Annotated in this window: 22 protein-coding genes, 3 pseudogenes and 1 riboswitch; of the genes and pseudogenes, 16 read left to right on the top strand and 9 right to left on the bottom strand. The window is 40.3% G+C overall.

The features are described 5' to 3' along the window. Positions 1–291: 291 nt before the first annotated feature. The 3 genes from NSQ83_RS10310 to NSQ83_RS10300 all read left to right on the top strand — a co-directional run bounded on the left by NSQ83_RS10310 (position 292) and on the right by NSQ83_RS10300 (position 2142). A complete protein-coding gene (locus tag NSQ83_RS10310; protein WP_015714063.1) occupies positions 292–1203 on the top strand; it encodes a VanW family protein in 912 nt (303 codons plus the stop codon). A 100-nt stretch (positions 1204–1303) separates the two neighbouring features. After that, positions 1304–1801: a hypothetical protein gene (locus tag NSQ83_RS10305; RefSeq protein ID WP_119899484.1), complete on the top strand. Its 498-nt coding sequence runs from the start codon at positions 1304–1306 to the stop codon at positions 1799–1801. 104 nt (positions 1802–1905) lie between these two features. Next, on the top strand, positions 1906–2142 hold the full coding sequence (locus NSQ83_RS10300) for a hypothetical protein (RefSeq protein WP_204551512.1): 237 nt from the start codon (positions 1906–1908) through the stop codon (positions 2140–2142). Here the strand turns inward: NSQ83_RS10300 and NSQ83_RS10295 are convergent. Beyond that, positions 2101–2457 (bottom strand): annotated as a pseudogene (locus tag NSQ83_RS10295) (hypothetical protein). The gene NSQ83_RS10300 and the pseudogene NSQ83_RS10295 sit on opposite strands and share 42 nt — an antisense overlap. Positions 2458–2770: 313 nt before the next feature. Here NSQ83_RS10295 and NSQ83_RS10290 point away from each other — a divergent pair. From NSQ83_RS10290 to NSQ83_RS10270, 5 genes and pseudogenes are all read left to right on the top strand, one after another. Further along, on the top strand, positions 2771–3526 hold the full coding sequence (locus tag NSQ83_RS10290) for an N-acetyltransferase (RefSeq protein ID WP_198878693.1): 756 nt from the start codon (positions 2771–2773) through the stop codon (positions 3524–3526). 39 nt (positions 3527–3565) lie between these two features. Further along, positions 3566–3719 (top strand): annotated as a pseudogene (locus tag NSQ83_RS10285) (hypothetical protein). Between the two features lie 24 nt (positions 3720–3743). Next, entirely contained in the window at positions 3744–4223 is a 480-nt protein-coding gene (locus NSQ83_RS10280) for a DUF4944 domain-containing protein (RefSeq protein WP_198878694.1), read from the top strand. Positions 4224–4345: 122 nt separating this feature from the next. Beyond that, entirely contained in the window at positions 4346–5524 is a 1179-nt protein-coding gene (oxdD, locus tag NSQ83_RS10275; protein ID WP_131227486.1) for an oxalate decarboxylase, read from the top strand. 214 nt (positions 5525–5738) lie between these two features. Further along, positions 5739–6044, top strand: a complete 306-nt coding sequence (locus NSQ83_RS10270) for a hypothetical protein (protein WP_186453380.1) — start codon at positions 5739–5741, stop codon at positions 6042–6044. A 331-nt stretch (positions 6045–6375) separates the two neighbouring features. On the opposite strand, the gene NSQ83_RS10265 is transcribed toward NSQ83_RS10270, so the two are convergent. Continuing rightward, positions 6376–7059, bottom strand: coding sequence for an SOS response-associated peptidase (locus tag NSQ83_RS10265; RefSeq protein ID WP_204551511.1), 684 nt, complete (start codon positions 7057–7059; stop codon positions 6376–6378). Between the two features lie 256 nt (positions 7060–7315). Then, on the bottom strand, positions 7316–8353 hold the full coding sequence (locus NSQ83_RS10260; RefSeq protein ID WP_029727222.1) for a polysaccharide lyase family 1 protein: 1038 nt from the start codon (positions 8351–8353) through the stop codon (positions 7316–7318). Positions 8354–8525: 172 nt separating this feature from the next. Here NSQ83_RS10260 and NSQ83_RS10255 point away from each other — a divergent pair, with 172 nt between their 5' ends. After that, entirely contained in the window at positions 8526–9203 is a 678-nt protein-coding gene (locus NSQ83_RS10255; RefSeq protein WP_004399503.1) for a YoaK family protein, read from the top strand. 269 nt (positions 9204–9472) lie between these two features. Further along, positions 9473–10171, top strand: coding sequence for an expansin ExlX (gene exlX / locus NSQ83_RS10250; protein WP_003231419.1), 699 nt, complete (start codon positions 9473–9475; stop codon positions 10169–10171). Positions 10172–10207: 36 nt separating this feature from the next. Here the strand turns inward: exlX and hpaB are convergent, their stop codons facing one another. Beyond that, positions 10208–11659 carry a 4-hydroxyphenylacetate 3-monooxygenase, oxygenase component gene (hpaB, locus tag NSQ83_RS10245; protein ID WP_204551507.1) on the bottom strand — a complete coding sequence of 484 codons (1452 nt, stop codon included), beginning with the start codon at positions 11657–11659 and terminating at the stop codon, positions 10208–10210. 326 nt (positions 11660–11985) lie between these two features. Between hpaB and NSQ83_RS10240 the strand changes: the two genes are divergently transcribed. Continuing rightward, positions 11986–13671 carry a methyl-accepting chemotaxis protein gene (locus NSQ83_RS10240; RefSeq protein WP_204551506.1) on the top strand — a complete coding sequence of 562 codons (1686 nt, stop codon included), beginning with the start codon at positions 11986–11988 and terminating at the stop codon, positions 13669–13671. 115 nt (positions 13672–13786) lie between these two features. Here NSQ83_RS10240 and NSQ83_RS10235 read toward each other — a convergent pair whose 3' ends face one another. Both NSQ83_RS10235 and NSQ83_RS10230 read right to left on the bottom strand, forming a co-directional pair. Continuing rightward, positions 13787–14080: a YozQ family protein gene (locus NSQ83_RS10235; protein ID WP_014477001.1), complete on the bottom strand. Its 294-nt coding sequence runs from the start codon at positions 14078–14080 to the stop codon at positions 13787–13789. A 42-nt stretch (positions 14081–14122) separates the two neighbouring features. Beyond that, a complete protein-coding gene (locus NSQ83_RS10230; RefSeq protein ID WP_014477000.1) occupies positions 14123–14245 on the bottom strand; it encodes a hypothetical protein in 123 nt (40 codons plus the stop codon). 68 nt (positions 14246–14313) lie between these two features. Here NSQ83_RS10230 and NSQ83_RS10225 point away from each other — a divergent pair. Further along, positions 14314–14431: pseudogene (locus NSQ83_RS10225) on the top strand (hypothetical protein); the annotation flags it as partial. A gap of 88 nt (positions 14432–14519) precedes the next feature. Then, on the top strand, positions 14520–14924 hold the full coding sequence (locus tag NSQ83_RS10220; RefSeq protein ID WP_015714052.1) for a UPF0715 family protein: 405 nt from the start codon (positions 14520–14522) through the stop codon (positions 14922–14924). A gap of 372 nt (positions 14925–15296) precedes the next feature. Here NSQ83_RS10220 and NSQ83_RS10215 read toward each other — a convergent pair whose 3' ends face one another. Together NSQ83_RS10215 and NSQ83_RS10210 are read right to left on the bottom strand one after the other, a co-directional pair. Further along, the gene (locus tag NSQ83_RS10215) at positions 15297–15590 is read right to left on the bottom strand and encodes a hypothetical protein (RefSeq protein WP_015251960.1); all 294 of its coding nucleotides are present in this window, start codon (positions 15588–15590) and stop codon (positions 15297–15299) included. A gap of 66 nt (positions 15591–15656) precedes the next feature. Further along, a complete protein-coding gene (locus NSQ83_RS10210) occupies positions 15657–17699 on the bottom strand; it encodes a molybdopterin oxidoreductase family protein (protein ID WP_204551505.1) in 2043 nt (680 codons plus the stop codon). Between the two features lie 148 nt (positions 17700–17847). Continuing rightward, a riboswitch (SAM riboswitch) is annotated at positions 17848–17939 on the top strand. A gap of 83 nt (positions 17940–18022) precedes the next feature. On the opposite strand from NSQ83_RS10210, the gene NSQ83_RS10205 reads away from it, so the two are divergent. The 3 genes from NSQ83_RS10205 to NSQ83_RS10195 all read left to right on the top strand — a co-directional run bounded on the left by NSQ83_RS10205 (position 18023) and on the right by NSQ83_RS10195 (position 21873). Beyond that, the gene (locus NSQ83_RS10205) at positions 18023–19057 is read left to right on the top strand and encodes a 2-hydroxyacid dehydrogenase (protein ID WP_128992957.1); all 1035 of its coding nucleotides are present in this window, start codon (positions 18023–18025) and stop codon (positions 19055–19057) included. Between the two features lie 17 nt (positions 19058–19074). Further along, positions 19075–20538 carry an FGGY-family carbohydrate kinase gene (locus NSQ83_RS10200; protein ID WP_198878696.1) on the top strand — a complete coding sequence of 488 codons (1464 nt, stop codon included), beginning with the start codon at positions 19075–19077 and terminating at the stop codon, positions 20536–20538. Between the two features lie 93 nt (positions 20539–20631). Next, a complete protein-coding gene (locus NSQ83_RS10195; protein WP_198878697.1) occupies positions 20632–21873 on the top strand; it encodes an MFS transporter in 1242 nt (413 codons plus the stop codon). Positions 21874–21951: 78 nt separating this feature from the next. Here the strand turns inward: NSQ83_RS10195 and NSQ83_RS10190 are convergent, their stop codons facing one another. Further along, on the bottom strand, positions 21952–22485 hold the full coding sequence (locus NSQ83_RS10190; RefSeq protein ID WP_198878698.1) for a GNAT family protein: 534 nt from the start codon (positions 22483–22485) through the stop codon (positions 21952–21954). Positions 22486–22507: the final 22 nt, after the last annotated feature.

Here is a 22507-nt window from a genome sequence, read left to right as displayed (position 1 = left end):
TTCTCAATAAAAAAATATTGAAATGGATTGATTTTTTGTTGTTATAGGAGACCCTTTTCATTTTTGACAAGACAAAAAAGCATCCCTCATCACTGAGAGATGCTGAACTACTTCAAACTTGCCGACTGAATGAACCGTGTCCCTCAGTGAGCTCAGGGATCGGTGTGAACATAAAGCTAAGCTCTTTTATGAAGGTTTTTATCAACGTCAAAGATTCAAACAAACGATGGGAAGAAATACATCAAAGGATAAGCGGCTGTTCATACTAATGATCGGGAGGTAAACCGACTTATGATACAAATTTTGATCACTGGTCTTTTTTTATTGGCTCAGCCGAGTGAGCCGCAGGACAGTTTAACGGTCACACAGCAAGGACGGACGATTGCCACTGTTAACCGTGAAGACTTTACAATGCCTCTTCCCGGCACTCCAATGGTTGACTATGAAAAATACAGTAAATTCATCAAACAGCTTGATCAGAAAGTGTACCGTGAGCCGATAAATGCTGTCCTTAACGATCATGGAAGCATCGTCCCGGGCAGGGTTGGCTACAAACTGTATCAACAGGCGTTTATGGAAAAGTTTTATGCGTATTTTTATGGGCAAGGTCCCTCCAAGATAGAAGTGCCGGAAATGAACATTTATCCGAAAGTTGACAGCGAGCTGCTAGCTCACATCAGTACGCAGCAGCTTGGTCAGTACGTGACGTATTTTAACTCAAGCAATAAAAGCCGTTCACACAATATTTCTCTTTCTGCAAAAGCAATCGACAATCACGTTGTTTTCCCTAATGAGACGTTTTCGTTTAACCAAGTTGTGGGAATGAGAACTCGGAACAAAGGATATAAAAGTGCACCCATTATTGTAAAAGGGGAGTTGTCTGAAGGTGTAGGAGGAGGAATTTGTCAGGTGTCCTCAACTCTATTTAATGCAGTCGATCGTGCAGGACTGCAGATCGTTCAGCGCTATTCTCATACTAGAAGTGTACCATATGTACCGCCCGGACGGGATGCGACGGTAAGCTGGGGAGGTCCTGACTTTCGCTTTCAAAACCAATATAACCAACCAATCTTAATTCGGGCAAAAAGGTATGGGGGAAGTATGATTATTACGCTATACTCTTCTGATGTGATTAACAGCAAATTGAGAAAAATCCCCAAAGCTCCATCTCGGATACCGAAAGAAATAAATGCAGAGCAGTAAAGACAAAACCTCAGGTAAGGTTTTGGTTAAGAGAGCTTGTAGATTGCTCAAAATCAATTCTTTAAGGAGCGGCCAGTGAAAGGAAGGAGGGATAAATGAAGTGAAAAGGGTATTATTTTCTGTAATTGTTTTTACAGCAGTTGGATTTACGTTTTGCCAATCAAAAGCGCATGCCCTGACTTTTACGGTGTTGCCTATTACACAAAAAACAGACCAGTGGTCAGTAAAAGTAAGTGAAGCAAAAAATGTAAAGGAATTTACGAGATCTCAAAAAGGAGAATATCAAGTATATTCCTTGGAAGTCAAAAATATAGGGGAAAAAGCAGCTACAGTGGATGTGCAATTGTATAGAAATGACCCTAATTCAATCACAAGGTTTTCGCTTTTTGGATGTCCCGATGAAAATTGTGTCAAACCAAAAGAAGATTCTAAAATGTTAGCTGAAAGTTTAAATGATGGCTCACCGCTGAAGTTCAATCATTTTATGCTGGCAGATAAGGCCTCTGAATTAGAGGTTGTTATAATTTGGACACAGAAGGGGCAAGAAGGACGCAATTTAAAACAGACCTTTAAATTCACTGAAGATGGCGTTAATTAGACAGTAAAGATGGAATGGCTTTGGTGATTCGATCTCTTACTTTGCCTGAGGAAAAAACGAAAATAATTGTTGGAAAACCAATCATAGCTGAGTTAAATGTTAAAGTGACTGTGATTTATGACTATAGAGAAGAATCAGAGGCCTTTTGGATACATTATCCGATGGGAGTGAAATGTTTGTTGATGATCACAGAGTCTTTATTGAATACGAATAGAGACTTTGTGACTGACTGCGCATTTCGGCTTAATATTTTACTGATAATGACAGTGAAACCTAAACAAGTGCAACCTGTTTCATCATTAAAAACCGCTAATTTCAAAATTTTCTATGTCAAGATTTAGTTTTTTCAATTGTTTCAACAAAACTTCAAATTTTAAGCAATTGCCATTTTTCAATTCTTCTGGAATATCTTCCGGATGAGCAATTACCATCCCGCTCTCAATCCATTGTTTGCGATACAATTGAAATGCAGCCTCAACTAAATGATCAGGAGTTACAATAAAACCTAACCTCACATCATGATCCTCACTGTAGCCAAATTCAAAACCGCAACATGGACAAATGTCAAACGTTTTTTAGTACTCGCCTTTATACAAAGGATTTTGAATTAATCCTTTGTATCCGCAAATTAAACAAGAATAACATTTTTCCACCAAGTTTAATTCCCCTTTTATCACTTATTTACTATTGCTGTCCCGTAACAAATATTACTTCAAATATAAACTTCGTGTACTGTATTTATAGCATAAGCAGTGCATCTAATCCTCAAAGATGAACACACTTTGGATTTGAAATGGGTGATATAGGAATCAAGATAATATCTGAATAGAAGAAGGGTTTTTCAGTTAATTGGCAAAATGGAAAAGAAAAAGTATTTAAGTTGGAACGGGTATTTATTCTATTAGGCATGTAAAGTGTGCCAGCGAAAGTTGAATTCCATGAAATTATGTTAAAGGGGGAAAAGAGGAGATGTGCTACATTGAAATCACAAAGGACAATATTGAAGACAATCATATTTGCTGTGCATTAGGCGCGAAACAATATGAGCATGCAGTTAATGAAAAGAAGAGATGGCTCAAAGCTCGAATGGATGAAGGATTGGTGTTCTATCGCTTACATGAACGGGCAAAAGTCTTTATTGAATATCTACCTGCGAATGAGGCATGGGTGCCTATCAATGCGCCTAATTTTATGTACATTAATTGTCTGTGGGTGTCTGGCAGATATAAAAATAACGGTCATGCGAAACGATTGTTGGACAAATGTATAGCAGATGCGAAAGCGTGCGGCATGGATGGCATTATCCATATCGCAGGCAAGAAAAAACTGCCCTATTTAAGTGATAAGCATTTCTTTGAGCATATGGGGTTTACTCTACAAGATGAAGCTGCCCCTTATTTTCAATTAATGGCTTTGACTTGGAATGGCCTTGCAGCTTCTCCTGCATTTAAGAGCCAGGTGAAAAGTGATTCTATCAATGAAAAGGGGATTACGATATACTATACAGCTCAGTGTCCGTTTGCAGTGGGCATGATAAATGATTTGCGGGAATTGACTGAAAAGAAAGGGGTTCAATTTCAGTCAATTCAGTTATCATCGAAAGAAGAGGCACAAAAGTCACCAGCTATTTGGACAACTTTTAGCGTTTTTTTTGATGGGAGATTTGTGACTCACGAGATCATGAGTATAAATAAATTTGAAAAGTTACTTAATACACTAGCTTGATTTTTAATAATAAAAAGCCATTTTAAGGTTCTTGACTCAATGAAACAAAAAATGCATTTAAGAGCTGTTACGTTTTAATCTTGTCTTTAGAGAGCACTTTAATTTAAGTCAAAAGTTTAGACAGTCATCTGTTAGATCATTAGCCCTTTTTTATTTTCTTTTCGGTAACATTTTGATCATATTTTCCTACTAAAAAGTTAGGAAAGTGGGGAAAAACATGAGAAAAAAGAACAATATTAAGAAATGGCTATTGATCATTGCTGGATTCTTGATCATCTGCATCACCACATTATTTGTAATGGTGTCAGGAAACGAAGTGAAATATGAGGGCAGCGGGAAAAGCGGACTGTGGATGTCTAACCTTGAAAAATCAGGAAAAACTTCAATTGGCCCCAATTATTTTCTAAATCTGTATTGGCAGGGGAGTAAGAAGGACGAAAAGAGGACTGTCATAGAAAAAATCACCTTATACATAGATGGTAAAATGTATGATGACAGGGAAAATTATGATTTGTCAGAGTACACAGGTGATGAAATGCCGGGTGGGGGACGCATGGACCATATTGCCACCTTTGATTATATGCCTGAAGATGAAGTGATAGGACATGATGTATTAGTAAAAGTGGAGTGGAGGACAGGCCAGAAAAGACAGACAGAAGAAATCAAATTACATAAGAAGCTATGGTATAAAAAATAGCTTATTTGATGTATTTGTGATCACATTGGTGGTCACTTTTTTATTTGCGGATTCCTAGGCACAGCAATCTAAGATTCTGCATAGGCTGAAATAAAATCTTGTTCATTTCTAAAACGAGGTGCATGCTGTTGGAACAACAACCAATCAATCATGAAGACAGAAACGTGCCGCAGCCTATTCGAAGTGATGGAGCTGGAGCTATTGATGCAGGCCCGCGAAATATGATGCGGGATATTCAAAATCCGAATATACTTGTTCCGCCTGTTACAGATGAGGGTATGATTCCTAACTTGAGATTTTCATTCTCAGACGCTCCCATGAAATTAGATCATGGCGGCTGGTCAAGAGAAATCACTGTAAGACAGCTTCCGATTTCGACTGCGATTGCAGGTGTAAACATGAGCTTAACTGCGGGAGGTGTCCGTGAGCTTCATTGGCATAAGCAAGCGGAGTGGGCTTATATGCTTTTGGGACGGGCACGTATCACCGCTGTTGACCAAGACGGACGAAATTTCATTGCTGATGTTGGTCCCGGCGACCTTTGGTACTTCCCGGCAGGAATTCCGCATTCCATACAGGGATTGGAACACTGCGAGTTTCTGCTCGTTTTCGATGATGGGAACTTTTCTGAGTTTTCAACGTTAACCATTTCAGATTGGCTTGCACACACACCAAAAGATGTTCTGTCTGCAAATTTCGGTGTCCCGGAGAATGCTTTCAACTCTCTTCCGTCTGAGCAAGTCTATATCTACCAAGGGAATGTGCCGGGATCAGTCGCCAGTGAAGACATTCAGTCACCATATGGAAAAGTCCCCATGACCTTTAAACACGAGTTGTTAAATCAACCCCCAATTCAAATGCCAGGGGGGAGTGTACGAATTGTGGATTCTTCTAACTTCCCAATTTCAAAAACGATAGCCGCTGCACTTGTTCAGATTGAGCCTGGCGCGATGAGAGAGCTTCATTGGCATCCCAATAGCGATGAGTGGCAATATTATCTAACAGGACAGGGACGAATGACGGTATTTATCGGAAATGGGACTGCCCGCACATTTGATTATAGAGCAGGCGACGTTGGATACGTGCCTTCTAATGCTGGCCACTATATACAAAATACTGGTACAGAAACATTATGGTTTTTAGAAATGTTCAAAAGTAACCGCTATGCAGATGTGTCACTCAATCAGTGGATGGCATTGACGCCTAAAGAATTAGTGCAAAGCAACTTGAATGCTGGATCAGTCATGCTTGATTCTCTGCGTAAGAAGAAAGTGCCTGTTGTGAAATATCCCGGTACGTAAAGACTGAACCGATCACACAGTGGTCTTAAAGTAACTAGAGCTGGGTGTTGGCCTGTGTTTTATCAAATCCCTATATAACGTTATGTAGGGTTTTTCTGCTTGAATCGTATTGTAATGAGCTTTAAGGTGTTAATGTGGAAATGGTAACCATTCGATAATGGGAATTCAATGGCCGATTTCTACCAGTTTGATTGGCTTTAAAGGAGGAGAAGAAATGAAAGCACTCATATTTTTATCCAGTTTGAATGCCATTGGGAGCTCTATATTGGGGCGATGTTTAGGGATGCTGGATGATTCTTATGCTGTTGGCGATGCTTGGTTTATAGGTGTTTTAGCTGGATTGATTTCACTTCTAATATTGATTGACAGTCAAACGATGACAAAGAATTACATAGTAAGTTTAAGTACGATACTAGGCATTCTTGGAGTGGGATTTATATATTTTCCAGCTGCATTCATCAACATATTATTAAGTATTACACTGGATAAACAAAAGAAAGAAGACCTTCATGTAAGATGAAAGAAATTTCATTTAATTCTTAGGATGGAAAGTGTATGGATTTACCTCTATGGGCTTATATCATATTTGCAATCACAGGTGCGGTAGGTTTCATAAGTTTAATGTGGTTCAGTTTTTTTGCTGACAAAATAGAAAGGTGAAGCGATTTTATAAAAATGTAAACTATTTTATATGAAAGGGATAACATTGCTTATTTAAGTTTACATAATAAAATTATTTCGAACTGATACCGAAAACTAATTGATCTATGTACTAAATATTCATAATTACTAGAGGGATTGGCCCTAAGGAACAAAGCTATTGACAAGTACTTGCTAGAGAATTTCAATCACTACATATGATTTTCTGCATCAAGAAGCTCAGCTGAATTATTTTTGGGTGAATTTACTAATGATGTAACCTGGTATGCTTCCATGTCATCAGCATCATAAGGCAGCAGCAAACTTTGCAGATAATCAGGGCTTGTATTTTTGGGGTTAAGCCACTCCTTTTCATGATCATGGGCCAATATAACCGGCATTCGGTCGTGTATATCTTTCATGAACTCATTAGGCTCAGTTGTTATGATGGTGCAGGTATAAAGAGGGTATCCTTGATGTGTGTTCCACTTTTCATATAAGCCAGCAAACGCAAAAAGAGTAGATGATTTCAATTTAATCCGCATTGGGATTTTGGTTTTGGAATCAAGCCGTTTCCATTCATAAAAACTGTCTGCTGGTATGATGCAGCGTTTGCTGACAAGCGGTCTTCGAAAGGCCGGTTTCTCGGTAATTGTTTCGGCTCGAGCATTGATCATTTTATAACCGATCTTTTCATCTTTTGCCCAAGGTGGAATAAGTCCCCATCTAAGCTTGCCTAAGCGATTATTTGATCCATCATTGATGATTGCAAGGATGTTTTGTGATGGTGCGACATTATAGCTTGGCTGGTATTCACCTTTAGGAAAAAATTGATCGATGTCAAACTGGTCAATAATATCATCAAATGCAGAGTACAAAGTAAACCTGCCGCACATATCCATCATCCTTTTTAGGGGTTTTTGAATAGTTTGTGGGACGAACGTTCATTTAATACAGGTTCAGAACAATGATTTCTTTTTACTTGCGATAAACTGGTATAATAAGAAAGCCATTTAAGAAGTTATGTAGAAAAAAACATATGCTTTTTAGTTTGACCGACGCTGGATCTTGATGGAGTTACAAGGATCGCTTAAAAATAGCCTATAAGTATAAAATGAGGCACAGCGTTTTTAACGCAGGGCCTCTTTTATATCAGTAGCCAAATACCAGAGTTGTACTTTGTGATCCGGCATATTTCGTGACAAATTCTTTTGTATATTCCGGCGTTTGGACACGATAGCTATAGTTTGACCCGGGATTCCAAGAAGTCAGCGGAGAGGTTTGCTTGTTGAGTGATGGATAGCTGCCTATGTCTTTGAAATAACCAGTGCCCTTGTCGTCAAGGATGCCGCCTTTTTCACTGCCTTTCCCAAAGTAATTATATTCGGAATATATTTTTGCTTTTGTAGCAATTGTAATCGCCTGGTTAAAATTATTGCTGTAATTGTTTTTAACATGAAAGTAACCGTATCTCATCAGACCTGGGCCTCTAACATACAAGTTCTCAAAATAATTATTGGCGATTGTCATGTGGGGGTAGCCGTCATATTGATGCTGAGAATCATCCGGGTATCCTAAAATCAAACCGTATTTATGATTCGCAAATTTTGAGTTGCTGATCGTGATATAATCTGCGGATTTTCCGATATACACGAGTTTGTCCAAATCGGTTCCGCTTGCATTATAGCTATGACCTGAGAATGTGACGTGATCAATCCAATAGTTCATACCGGAATCTAAATAAAGCTGGATATCATTATTTCCGTTAATCTGCGGACTGTGTTCAAACGTTAAATTTTGAAAAATGACATTTCCAGAAGCTGATGAAGTTGTTAAATAAATATTTTTCAGCGTTTTTTTCGCGTAAGAGCCCACGAGTGTTTTATTTGAGCCAATGGTAACTGTTGTTTTCGCAGATGCGGAAAGATCATTTTGAAGCACTAAAATTTTCGGAGTGGATCCTCCTAGATGGGTTTTTAAATCATTTACGCTTTGAATGTAAACAATCTGCCCGTTTTTTCCACCCGTTGTGCCCGTTTTAGAGATGCCTTTTTCATTTTTGGCATTTCCGGCAAAACCTAAAAGGCCATTTGTTGAGGTATTCGGAAAATCGACTGCACCTAATGCTTTTCCAGGCAAGAGAACCAAAAACAAGCTAAAGACGGTGAACCATAAACAAAGTCGTTTCATCACAATATGCTTCCTTTCAATTTTAATCATTTCCTTGCGGGGATTATTATTACAGTTAATGGAAAGGAATGATAGGTTCTATCTTCCTAATTAATGTTGGGTTACTTAAAAAATAGAGATTGCGCCAAAAGACATACTAACAATTGAAATAGAAGAAAGGATTGATACACCGTTGACTGCAGCAGCTTATCGAAACACCTTGCTATCACTTTTATGTTTAACAGCTGGAATCGTGGATGTAATCGGGTATTTAAGCCTGGGACATGTGTTCACAGCTAATATGACTGGAAACATTGTATTATTGGGGTTAGCTATCGGCAAATCCATTCAGGTCACTGTTTTTAATTCCTTGACTGCGCTAATCGGATTTATATGCGGCGTGATCATTGCTACATTGATGGTCGGAAAGGCGGAAAATACCCTTTGGCCTTCTGCTGTGACAAAAGCCCTCGCACTTGAAGCATTCATTTTGTTTGTCTTTGCTTGTCTTTCTTTTTACCGGGCATTTGTTCCTGTGCACATTCTAATTATACTCATGAGCATTTCTATGGGGATTCAAACTACAGCAGCAAAAAAACTGGGGATCGCAGGTATTTCTTCAACTGTGTTGACCGGCACTTTGGCTTCTCTTTTAGAGGATATATCCGGCCGTTTGTTTTTTAAGAAGCAAAAGAAGACTTTCTTAAGAGATACTGTGTTAAGAGCACTGGCTATTATTTTATATTGTGTGGGGGCTATTATTGTTGCTCTGGCTGAGCCTGATTTTTATCACTTCATTATTTGGGTTCCGATTGTGCTGATCTTTGGCATCATGATGACAGCTAAGTTGAAACTGAGCGGGGAAAAATAGCTTTTCCTGTATAGCTGTTATCAGGCCAACAGCCTGTTTCATTTCGTTATTGAAGTGCGAATTTTGAGAGGGAAAAATAAGACATTCGGCTGAAGTGCACATTCGTTCATTTGTATTGGCTTTTTCATAAGTACCTACATTTGATATATGAATGATAGTGAATTTGCCTTAAAATCATCTATGAATCTATTTCCTCTTTCAAACCAGATGGATTGAGTCTTATAATGATAATGATTCTCATTTGAAGTCTGGTTTGAGGAGGACCAAATATGAAAAAGATCATGAGTGCATTTGTTGGTATGGTTTTGTTGACGATCTTCTGTTTTTCCCCGCAAGCTTCGGCAGCATATGACGACCTGCATGAAGGTTATGCAACGTATACAGGGTCAGGTTATTCAGGAGGAGCTTTCCTGCTGGATCCCATTCCTTCCGATATGGAGATTACTGCAATAAATCCGGCGGATCTCAATTACGGAGGAGTAAAAGCGGCACTTGCCGGCTCTTATTTGGAAGTTGAAGGGCCAAAAGGGAAAACAACCGTATATGTTACTGATCTTTATCCCGAAGGCGCTCGGGGAGCTCTTGATCTGTCACCTAATGCCTTCCGTAAAATCGGCAATATGAAAGACGGAAAAATCAATATTAAATGGCGTGTTGTCAAAGCCCCAATCACCGGCAATTTCACGTACCGGATCAAAGAAGGCAGCAGCAGGTGGTGGGCAGCAATCCAAGTCAGAAATCACAAGTATCCTGTTATGAAAATGGAATATGAAAAGGATGGTAAGTGGATCAACATGGAGAAAATGGACTATAACCATTTTGTGAGTACGAATTTAGGTACTGGCTCTCTCAAAGTCAGAATGACTGACATCCGCGGAAAAGTTGTGAAAGACACCATTCCAAAGCTGCCTGAAAGCGGAACGTCCAAAGCCTATACAGTACCGGGCCATGTTCAGTTTCCTGAATAAAAAATACGAAACAGCGGATCTTTTCCCGCTGTTTTTTCAATGTTCTGTATCTGCATGTAAAAATGTTTTAATCATGTTCAACTGCTCCTGCTTTGGATAACTGGTATACAGCCTGCTTGAAATCCGAATAGGATCTCCGAAAAAATATCTTTCGTAGTGAGTTTGTCTAGTTCCGAATGAACTCATTGTTAAATCCCATGCCAAACGGAAAATTTTCACACGTTCTTCAGCATTTGTATTGGTTGCTTGAAGATATTGGTCAAGATCTTCCCGTATCTCTGAGTCAAATGCATTTTCGGTAGGCAGTGTCACCATTCCGCTAGCTCCAATTAATTGTATGATTTCAGTAAATCGAGGATATAGCTTAGGAATGATTGTACTGATGACTTGAAGAGGAATTAAACAGGGGCGCATATAGCCGAATTCATCTAACTGAGCATCATTTTCCGATTTGTCAATGAGCGCTTTGATTGTTTCCAATCCCACAATGATTTCTGAGAGCTTTTCTTGGATGTGCTGATATTCGGAAACATTAATGGTGTCGACAAGAAGCTGTGCAACACCTAATAGAAATTCAATTTTTATCATTTGCCTAATGACAACCTGGTGAAAGGTAAAGGCATGAAAAGAGCTTTTTGTCATAAAAGCTTTAGCTGCTTCCGCATTATCGTAAAAAAACACACGATTCCACGGCACTAACACATGATCAAAAACCACAATTGAATCCATTTCTTCATACCTTGAGCTTAAGGGATGATTAAAGGAAGAGTCGCTTAATACAAATGATTCTCTTGTGATGAATTTTACGCCTTTTGTATTAGAAGGGATTGAAAAAGCATAAGCTTCATCTGTTTCAAAGAAAAATTTAGGCGCTGAAAAAACCAAGATTTCATCGGTCAACCCGCCTTGTGTTGCAAGCAGTCGTGCGCCATGAATCATTAAACCTTTTTCGGTTCTATCAATGACTTTAGCAGATATCGGTTTTTCACTTAGCCCAAAATAGGACTGTGACCGGTTCACTTGCGGAGTAATGAATGTATGGGTAAAGGAAAGGTCATGCTTAGCAGCTTGTTCATACATATCTAGTATATGTTCAGGAAAGCAATTCTCTTTATCTTTTAGAAGCTCCACTGACGAAGCAAAGCTCATCATAACCGTATTCATGTAATCCGGACTTCTCCCCATCATTCCATGAGTATGTCTAGCCCAATGTTCAATCATGGTCCTTCTTTTTTTCAAATCATTTTTGGTTTTAGGCTGGAGATAGGAAAGGCCGATTCGATTATGATCTCCAGGAAGGCAATAAGTCATTTCATGTATTAACTCATCCTTTGTTTGCAATTCATAAAGTGAGCTTTTTGTTTTGATTATTCCTTTAAATGCAGGATGCTCAGAAATGTTACCCTTTATTTTTTCGCCATCATACCATATTTCGTTTTCTAGTTTATTCAATCGGTCAATGAATTCTTTACCATTGATGATCCCCATTTAAGTTTCGCTCCTTCATATTATGCTGCGTATTGTATTATATTTTCGAGAAAACAGCCGGTTCAGCCAATTTGAGGTGGGAAAAGCCTTTTTTGTATGCCTAATAGAAAATAAGAAGCTTATACGACAAAAGACAGCCAATTTTTCTTGAAGCCTTTTTGAAGATTCAGAGCCGTAAAGAATTTGCTTATTCATATGAAAATGGCACTATAAAACTTGATAACACGTGTCGATATTATGGACATGGGCGTAAGCGAATTGGATTTAAACGCGCTTGAACATATTTTATTTCAGCCATTACATTGTGCGGAAAGGGAAAACGACACATGAAAGTGAAAACAAAATTGCTGGGGATTATATCAATATTAGTTGTTTCAATTATTGGAATTGGAGGCTCCTCAGTATTTATGATTTCTTCTACTGTGAAAAAGAATGAAGAACTTAAAGACAAAATGGAATTCCAAAAAGAGATAAAACACATCCAATATGAATTGACCGGGTTATCAAATGATGAAAGAGGCTTCTTGATTACCGGAGACAAAGAATACGACGAGGGTATGAAGGAAAAAGCAGACGATGTCTTAAAGAGTCTTGACCGGGTTAATGACTTGATTGATGAAGAGAGATATCAATCAAATATCGAAGACATTAAGACAAGTTTTACTCAGTATAGAGCTTTGAATCAGCAAGTAGTAACAGCCTACTCTTCAAATCCGAAAAAAGCAGAAACCATCCATTTTGGAGAAGAAAGAACACTAAGAAAAGAAGGCGTAGATCCGGCTGTCAATAAGCTGTCTGATCGCCTGGATCAAGAGGTGGAGGATCTAAAAGATGAAATACGAGGCAATGGGAAAATGAGTCAATGGCTCATCATCATTGTCACCGGAATATCAGTTATATTAGGCGTTGTTTTAAGCATAATGCTGTTAAAGTCTATAATGGTGCCCCTAAGAAGCATAAATAAGCAGCTGGAGGAAATTGCACACGGTGACGCTGATTTAACCAAAAAAGTCATTGTGAAAAATAAAGATGAATTTGGCCAGCTTGCCCAATCGTTTAATTCTTTTACTCATTCATTAACTCAAATTGTGGAGCAGATCAGCAGCTCATCTGAACAAGTCGCCGCTTCCTCCGAAGAATTATCGGCAAGCGCGGAAGAATCGAAATCAACATCTGAACATATTTCCCGAGCCATGCAGATGGCTGCCGACAGCAATGTGAAGCAAAGCTCAATGACAGAAAAGAGCGCAGAATCCATCACTGAATTATTAGACAGTATATCATCAGTCGCTTCAAATACAGGGAACATAGCGGATCTTTCTTCTTCGATGAGAGACAAGGCTGAAATAGGCTCTAAGTCCGTCAACAAGATGTTAGACCAGATGAAATTCATTGATAAATCTGTAGATTCAGCCGGCAATGGATTGCAAACATTGGTAGCGAGCACAGCAGAAATCAGCGATATCTCTTCGCTTATCACGACGATTTCAGAGCAGACAAATTTGTTGGCACTAAATGCAGCGATCGAGGCGGCCAGAGCCGGAGAGCAAGGAAAAGGATTTGCTGTGGTGGCAGAAGAAGTTCGGAAGTTGGCGGATGAAACAAATAAATCTGCAAACCACATCCAATCGGTGGTAGCGACCATCCAAAATGAATCGATAGAAACGGTAAATAATATTAAGGTTGTTCAAGAAAATGTGAGCTCAGGTATTGTTCTTTCTCATGAGGCAACAGGAAATTTCAATGAAATACTGAACCTTGTGGAACAGGTCACTTCTCAAATACAAGAAGTCGCAGCGGCAACTCAACAGCTTACATCAGGCGTTGAAGTGATTCAGCACACAGTTCATACATTGGCCGCTGGAACAAAAGAAACGTCTGCAAATACAGAAGCGGTTGCAAATTCATCACAGGAACAGCTTCATTCAATGGGGGAAATCTCCTATGCCGCAGAATCTCTATCTCAGTTGGCAGAAGAACTTCAAACCGTCATTAATCGTTTTAAATATTAAACAGGCTACTTACGTGCAACCCCCATCTTATTCGGTGGGGGTTGGCTACTTTTACTGTGGTTGTTTCTAAAAACAGAGTTAACTGACTTCTTTTAAGTTAGTTCCGTTTGTATGGCTAGTCCAAATTTTGATCGATTGTCCCTTCAAAATAGTCATCGCTGACCTGTTCATGAGTTTCAGCCAATCCTTTTTCTAATTGCGTGCTTCCTTTATAATCTGAGGGCTCAAAGTATTTCCCGGCAACATCTGTTGTGTCATTTTTGTTTTCTTTGTTATGAGTTTGTGTTTCAGTGTTTACACTTTCTGTCTCAGTATTGCTGCTTATAGATTGCTGAAAATCATATTCCTTGTCTAATGAAGAAAATCTTTTATAATCATCAGGTCTGTCTGCACCGTTTTTTTGAGTCACTTTACTTCCTCCAGATTATTGATATTTTAGTGGGGTAAGAACTTATTTCGTTCTTTTAGGATCAGAACCATGTTTTTTAGGATCATCTGCTTTAAAAGCTGTTTCAGTCTCATGGTCATTTCTCATTTGTTCAATACTTGAATTTTGAATTCCCTTTTTACTCATTGGTTTCACTCCTTTACGAAAAGTGTTGAATATCAACTCTTCTTATTTTGTCTGTTGATCAGGTATTCATTCACTTTTTTCATTCGCGCTTTCGCCAATCAGGAGAGGCGTTTTCATGCCAGCGTATTATCTAATAAAAGAACGTCATTTTTGAAACCTTTTATTAGCGCATTGCGTATAGCCCGTTGGGGAAGACATCTCGATAAAAGAAATACAAAGGTTGTGAATTTATACTAACAGCACTGTGAATAAATCAAACAAGGGGGGTGAAAAAATGAAAAAAATCGCATCATATTATTTAATGACATTAGGGCTATCCAGCCTTACATTTGGTTTGTTTTTAGGGTTTTATTCTTTCGTTATGTATGGCGATATGATAATTGCATTGTTTACGGCAGCAATTGCTTTATTATACGGTTTTGTGGTGTATGGCCTTTTTGCTGTTCCGCTCCAAATGAAGTTGCAGAAAAAAGCGAGAACATTCAATGTCATGTACCTATTGATTTACAGTGTGGTTGCTTTTATCGCAGCTTTCCTGTTTTTTGTTATCAATGAACCTGCGTCAATAGCATGGACATTGCAATCGTACTTTTATTATATGTTAAGTATTGCGGCTGCAGTGATTTACTGGTTATGGGATTCTCTGATCCTTTATAAACGTACAGCTTCCGGTGTATAGGCTAATTTTTACCAATCGGAGAAATATGGAGGTTCAATAAAAATTCAGGATCTAAAAGCTTTAGGTTTCATATTTTTTTAAAAAATCCTCCGCGGATAAAGGCGCAGTATGGGGGCATAATGAGAGCACACATTCGAACCGAATAGGTTTTCTAAGTGTTTTACGATACATACGTTCATCAAGAACATCACGTCATCAAAGGAATATAAAAACTATTGTTGTGGAACGGGCATCTCGAGCCGTTTGAGGAAAGAACATAGATAGTGGTTTATCGTTTTATCAGCGCTTATAGAACAAAGTTTTGGTGGCGGTCAATCCATAAAGCTAAGAGAGGAGAGCGTGACAATGAATCTCGCTCTCCTCAGATTTGTTTTATTCACCCTGATGTTTTTCAACTAATGTGAATGTCCAATCTTTTAACATATGTTTCTGTACATATTTTTTTCCGTTTATTTCAATGTAAGGCAGGTCTGCCATGTCTCCAGCTAACTGTTTTGCTTCAGTCGTTGTTATTCCTAAAAAAAGTCCGATGTAAAAGTAAATATCCCGTTCTTTTATAAGCAAGATATCATTTTGTTCACTACCTTTTGTATGGTTCATCTGCTTTAAGCCTTCACCGATAAAATATCCTGCCAAAGCAATACCAATTCCTAAAAAAACGTCCATGTGTATGCCTCCATTATGTCAATGTTATGTTATACGGGCTTGGCATACTCCGGGTTTCATTATTTTTCAAACCTTTTCAATCTGTACACGGCCTGAAAAAAAGGTGGCGCCGCCGCCCATATCGGACAATCGGTCTGGGGTTAGCGCGTTTACAAGCTGTTTTTTTCCTTGTTCATCCGCCCATAATCCTTGGCTGACAACGACACCTGGCAGCACTTGTTCTCCAACTGCAGCGGTCAGTTGGCATTCTCCCCGGCTGTTCCAAATTCGTACAGGTGCCCCATCAACGATTCCGTGTTCTTCAGCATCTTTTGTGTTGATAAAGAGCTTTGGCGTCTTTTCAAGCTTGATGTGTTTTTCATTATTGGAAAATGTTGAGTTTAAGAAATTATGGTTTGGCCCCGGAACATACATAAACGGATGTTCATTATCGGTTACAAGAGGTGTATATGTCGGTAAAGCAGGGAAGCCGTCTTGTTTCATTTTTTCTGAATATAATTCTATTTTTCCGCTTGGCGTTGGAAGTTCGCCCGGAAACAGCGGCTTTTCGCGTTTTGCTTTCATAAATGAATGCTTAGCAAGTGCATCGTAATCAATCTCTGCCAAATGCGGATTATCTGGATGGTCAAGCGCCTGGCGGATTAATACTTCATCTGAATCTTTAAGCTCCTGGTCTGTGAATCCCATGGCTTCAGCCAGTAATCGGAAAACCTCAGTGTTAGACTTGCTTTCCCCATATCTCTCAATCACCGGCTGCTGAAGCTGAATGTAATGGTGCCAGTAGGAGGTGTAAAAATCAGTATTTTCAAAAGCGGATGTTGCAGGCAGTACAATGTCCGCATATGCAGCCGTTTCCGTTAAAAACAAATCATGAACCACAGTAAACAAGTCTTCCCGCAGCAAGCCCTGTCTGACTTTGTTTGCTTCGGGCGCGACGACGGCAGGGTTCGTTCCGTAAATAAATAGAGAGCGAATCGGCGGGTCTGTTTCCAAAAGCACCCTGCCAAGCTGATTCATATTAAACGACCTCGGGGTGCGCCCTTTCAATAAGTCGGGCCGCTGCAAGGCATTTGTGTTATATTCTAAAATTCCGCTGTTATGCTTAATTGCGCCGCCCCCTGTGTGCAGCCATTGGCCGGTGATCGCCGGAAGACAGGCAATCGTCCTTACAATCATCCCCCCGTTATCGTGATGCTGGGGTCCGTTTCCGATTCTGATAAAAGAAGGGGAGGTTTCCCCGTACATTTTTGCCAGTCGGTAAATATCTTCGGTACTGACACCGGTGATCGTCGATACCTTTTCAGGATCATATTGTTTCACGTGTTCACGGAGCTCTTCATAGCCAACCGTGTACTCGGACAGAAATGCTTCATCATGAAGGTTTTCTTTAAATAAAATGTGCATGATGCCAAGAGCAAGTGCACTGTCGGTTCCCGGTTTTATTGGGATAAACCAATCTGCAAGACGTCCTGTTTGATTTTTATGCACATCGATCACGACAATTTTGGCACCTTTTTTTCGCGCTTTTTGGGCGATCGTAATTTGGTGCATATTTGTGCTGACCGCATTGATTCCCCAAAAAATAAATAGTTTTGTATGAATGGTTTCCTCAGGGTCGATTCCCGCGCTTATGCCCATTGTATATTTATAGCCTTCAGATCCCGCTTTGCTGCAAATCGTCCGTTCAAGCTGGCTTGACCCCATGCGGTAAAAAAAGCGGCGGTCCATTCCTTCAGCTGTCAATTTCCCCATGTTTCCGTAAAAGCTGTAAGGAAGTATGCTTTCAGCTCCCTCTTCATCAATCAGCTGTTTCCAGCGGGAGGTGATCGTATCGATTGCCTCTTCCCAAGAAATCGGTTCAAATATCGCTTGGCCTTTCGCACCTGTTCGTTTGAGCGGTGTAGTAAGCCGCTTTTTATCATATATGCGCTCCGTCATATTCCGGACTTTGTTGCATATGTTTCCGGCTGTGACAGGATGATCAGGGTCTCCTTGCACTTTTACGATTTTCCCGTCTTTTTTATGTATTAACAATCCGCACTGATCCGGGCAGTCCAGCGAGCAAACGGATTTGAAAATGCCGTTTTGTTGTGTGGCAAAAGATTTCATGGCCCAGTTCCTCTCTCTAGTTAGATATTTTGTAAGAATTATAACATTTCGGATCATAACGTCAATTCTGAAAAAAAGAGATTGACATCAATCTGAGACTTCTTTATGATAAACGTATTCTTTATTCTGAAAATTACATACTCAACATTTTCTATCCAGAGAGGTGGAGGGACTGGCCCTATGAAACCTCGGCAACATTATTGTGCCAATTCCAGCAAGCGTCAGCTTGAAAGATAGGAAAGCAAGGTTTATACCGGCGTCTGCCTGTAACAGAGCGCGCCTATATATGAATCTCTTTCCATCTTCGGAAAGAGATTTTTTTTATGAAAAATACCATGAAAAGGATGTTTTGCACCATGACGGTTTTGGTTACAGCACCGTACAACGAAGAAGGACGAAAAGAGCTAGAAAACTTGTTTGGCTCAGTTGCTTATCAATCTTGGAAGGAACAAGGCCGGGCATATCGGGAGGATGAACTCATTCAGCTGCTAAAAGCAACAAATGCGACAGGCTTGATTACTGAACTTGATCAGGTAACAGACAGCGTATTTGCTTCTGTTCCCGAACTTTCATTTGTCGGTGTTTGCAGGGGAATGCCCTCCAATGTGGATGTGGCAGCTGCCTCAAAAAGAGGCATACCTGTTTTTTATACACCAGGGCGGAATGCACAAGCCGTTGCTGAAATGTTTATTGGAAATGTGATTTCCTTTCTGCGCCATACCAGCGCCTCGAATCAATGGCTGAAGGATGGAAAGTGGAACAGTGATTACCTGCAGGCTTATGTCAAATTTAAAGGAAATGAATTAACAGGAAAAACGGTTGGCATGATTGGGTTCGGGGCGGTTGGTCAAAGGGTTGCAAAACTGCTGACTGCGTTTGACTGTAAAATAAAGTATTACGATCCATTCATTCAAGACGATCATCCGCTGTATGAAAAAGTATCTCTTAAAACGGTGTTTTCAGACAGTGATATCGTTTCTGTCCATCTGCCTCGTACTGAGGAAACACTTGGACTTATTGATCGGAAGTATTTTGATCTGATGAAACAGAGTGCGATTTTCGTCAATACTTCAAGAGCAGTTGTTGTAAACCGTGAAGATCTTTTATCTGTATTAAAAGAACATAAAATCAGAGGTGCGATATTAGACGTTTTTTATCATGAACCTCCAGAGGAATCAGATTATGAATTGATTTCATTGCCTAATGTTCTGGCAACACCGCATCTCGCTGGAGCAACATTTGAAGTGGAGGATCATCACGTGACGATACTGAATAAAGCCCTCAAAAAGTGGAAGGGTGAAAAAACTCTTAATATTCCGACAATGTATAACAAGGACGAACTGAAAACAGGGGTATAAGAAAGGAGGCTAACAGAATGAAAAAACAAAAAGGCTATCTCGTTTTTGATATTGGCACAGGCAATGCGAGGGTAGCGGTCGTGAGTGTAACCGGCAGTGTTTTAACAGTTGAACGGGAGGACATCGTGTATTCCACAGAGACGCTTTACCCGGACAGCCGTTATTTTTCTCCTCAGGTGCTGTGGAAGCAGGTGATGAATTTGGCAAAACGTGTGCTATCCCGTTCGTGTGATATTGACATCATTGGTTTGACATCGACGAGTCAAAGACAGGGGATTGTTCTGATCGATCAAAACGGCGATTCTTTTCTCGGGCTGCCGAACATCGATAACCGCGGTCGAGAGTGGGAGGCGAGCATTCCCAATCGGGAAGAGATATACAGCCGCACAGGCCGCCTGCCAACCGCGCTTTTTTCCGCGCTCAAGCTTTATGGATTAAAACAGCGCCAGCCCTCTTTATGGGAAAAGACTGCAAGCTTTACTAGCATCAGTGATTGGGTGACGTACCAACTGAGCGGAATATTAACATATGAACCATCACAGGCAACAGAAACCCTGCTGTTTGATGTGAAGCAAAACACTTGGTCAGAAGAGATGTGCGACATATTCGGCTTTTCTCCATCTATCCTTCCGCCTCTTGTAAGAGCGGGAACAGCAATTGGAACGATAGCAAATGAATATGCATCCGAATTAGGCCTTTCAATAAATGCTAAGGTTATAGCAGGGGGCGGGGATACACAGCTAGCTGTCAAAAGCACCGGAGCTGGACTTGAGGACATTGTCATTGTATCAGGGACAACAACGCCAATAACCAAAATTACTGCGGATTATGGCGACACAAAACATAAAGCCTGGCTGAACTGTCATACGGATCAAGGGCATTGGCTTGTGGAAACGAATCCGGGAATTACCGGCTTGAATTATCAAAAATTAAAACAGATTTTTTATCCGAATGAAACGTACGAAGTAATGGAGGAGGAGATTTCTGCACTTGCAAAAGAAGACCATGCATGTGTAGCGGCTCTCGGCTCTTATTTATCGGCTGAAAAGAATGCGTTAACGAGAGGCGGTTTTCTTTTTGATGCCCCGCTGTCAGCACATTTAAAGAGGGCACATTTTGTACGTGCAGCGCTAGAAGAGATCGCATTTTCAATCAAATGGAACTTTGACATTTTAACAGAGGTTACTCCGTTTGAACGTGACTATGTTTGGGTGTGCGGAGGGGGATTCCAAAGCAAAGCGCTCACTCAATATATCGCGGATCTTCTTCAAAAAAAGGTCTATGTCCAAGAGGGATATCATCAGGCATCTGTCGTCGGTGCTGCAGTCATTTGCAATGAAACCTTTCAATTAACGGAGGAGATGTCAGCAAATGTCCGGGTGATCGAACCGAAGGACTGTCAGATAGAATTGGCTTTATATGAGGAATGGAAGCAAACACAGCGCTTTTTTTCAGGATCAGAAAGCAAAGTATTAATTTAAGACGGCATTTCTGCTGTTTTGAGGAATCATTTAATTTTCAACTTTAATAAGGTAATACGGTAATGAATATTAGCATCTAAGGAGGAGACAGATATGTTGGATAAAATAGGAATACCGAAGCGGCTTGCCTGGGGATTTTTAGGGGTTGTTTTGTTTATGATGGGAGATGGCCTTGAACAAGGCTGGCTCAGTCCTTTTTTGATCGAAAACGGGCTCACCGTTCAGCAGTCCGCTTCTATTTTTAGTATATACGGAATTGCGCTTGCCATAGCTTCCTGGTTTTCGGGTGTATGTCTCGAAGCATTTGGCGCAAAACGAACGATGTTTATGGGGCTGTTGTTTTATGTGATCGGTACAGCTGCTTTTATCGTATTTGGATTTGAACAGCTGAACCTGCCAGTGATGTATGTGACTTACTTCGTAAAAGGGTTAGGTTACCCGCTTTTTGCTTATTCTTTCTTGACATGGGTCATTTACAGAACACCGCAAAGCAAACTGAGCACTGCTGTCGGCTGGTTTTGGATAGCATATTGCCTCGGCATGTTTGTGTTCGGCGCTTGGTACTCAAGCTACGCGATCAAAGCGTTCGGTTATTTGAATACGCTTTGGAGCTCTATTTTCTGGGTATGTCTCGGTGCATTTTTTGCATTGTTTATCAATAAAGACCGTTTTGAAAAGAAAAGAAAAAGATCAGAAACAGCCGAGGAGCTTTTAAAAGGGGTTACGATTTTATTTACAAATCCGCGCGTGCTTACAGGCGGAATCATCAGAATCATCAACAGCATTGGTACATATGGTTTTCCAGTCTTTTTGCCGATGCACATGGCCCAGCATGGAATTTCAACCAATGTGTGGCTGCAAATTTGGGGAACGATTTTCCTGGGGAACATTGTGTTTAACCTTATCTTTGGTATTGTCGGCGATAAATTCGGCTGGAAAAATACTGTTATTTGGTTCGGCGGAGTCGGCTGCGGCATTTTCACCCTCTTATTATACTACGCACCTGTTTTCTCCGGCGGAAGCTTAGCGGTTGTCAGCGTGATCGGCTTTATTTGGGGCGGTTTGCTGGCAGGCTATGTGCCTATTGGTGCAATTGTGCCGACGGTGGCAGGAAAAGATAAAGGGGCAGCCATGTCTGTATTGAATTTGGCTGCAGGTTTATCAGCGTTTGTCGGCCCCGCACTCGCTTGGCTGTTCATCGGTCTCGTCGGCGCGCAAGGCGTGGTCTGGATCTTTGCAGCCCTTTACCTTGCAAGTGCGGTCTTGACAAAATGTATTCATATACCTGAGGAAAAAGCAGTTAAGGAGGAAACATCTCCTCAATATGCATCTTAATTAGAAAGCGCCCTGTTTGAGGGTCGCTTTTTATCTTTTTAAAGGAAAAGGGATGTGGCACAGACCAAGAGAATACCGTCATTCTCTTGGTTTCACAATAGAGTACACATTTGTATCATATGGAGTCCCATTTTGATACATGTACTGTCTTAAAACGCCTTCTTTTTGAAACCCCATTTTTAGAAGCAGACGATTTGATGCTTCATTATCGGTAAATACAACTGCGCCAATACGCGACAGTCCAAGGGCAGAAAATCCGTAAGATACGACCTTTGAAATGACTTCTGATGCAAATCCGTTTCGCCAATGCTCCGGGATGATTTCATAACCGATTTCCGCGCGCCTATGCTTTTGGGCCAGAGCGTGAAAGCCTATTGTTCCGATCAGTTCTTTAGTGTCCCGTCTTTCAATTCCCCACCGTATACCGCGTTTTTCTTGATAGAGGGCAGCAAACGTTTGAATCATTGAAATGGCCTGTTCTATAGATTCCATGTTTTCAAGCCCATAATAGCGTGTCACCTCATCGTTTGAGAAACAAGCAAAAATGGCTTCCGCATCCTGATCTGTGATTTGCCTAAGTGTAAGCCGATCGGTTTCTAATATAGGAAACATTCAACCACTCCCCGCGTTTGTG

The sequence above is a fragment of the Bacillus sp. PS217 genome, assembly GCF_037963535.1.
In the GTDB taxonomy this organism is placed as follows: domain Bacteria; phylum Bacillota; class Bacilli; order Bacillales; family Bacillaceae; genus Bacillus; species Bacillus subtilis.
This window is presented reverse-complemented; position numbering and strand designations above follow the sequence as displayed.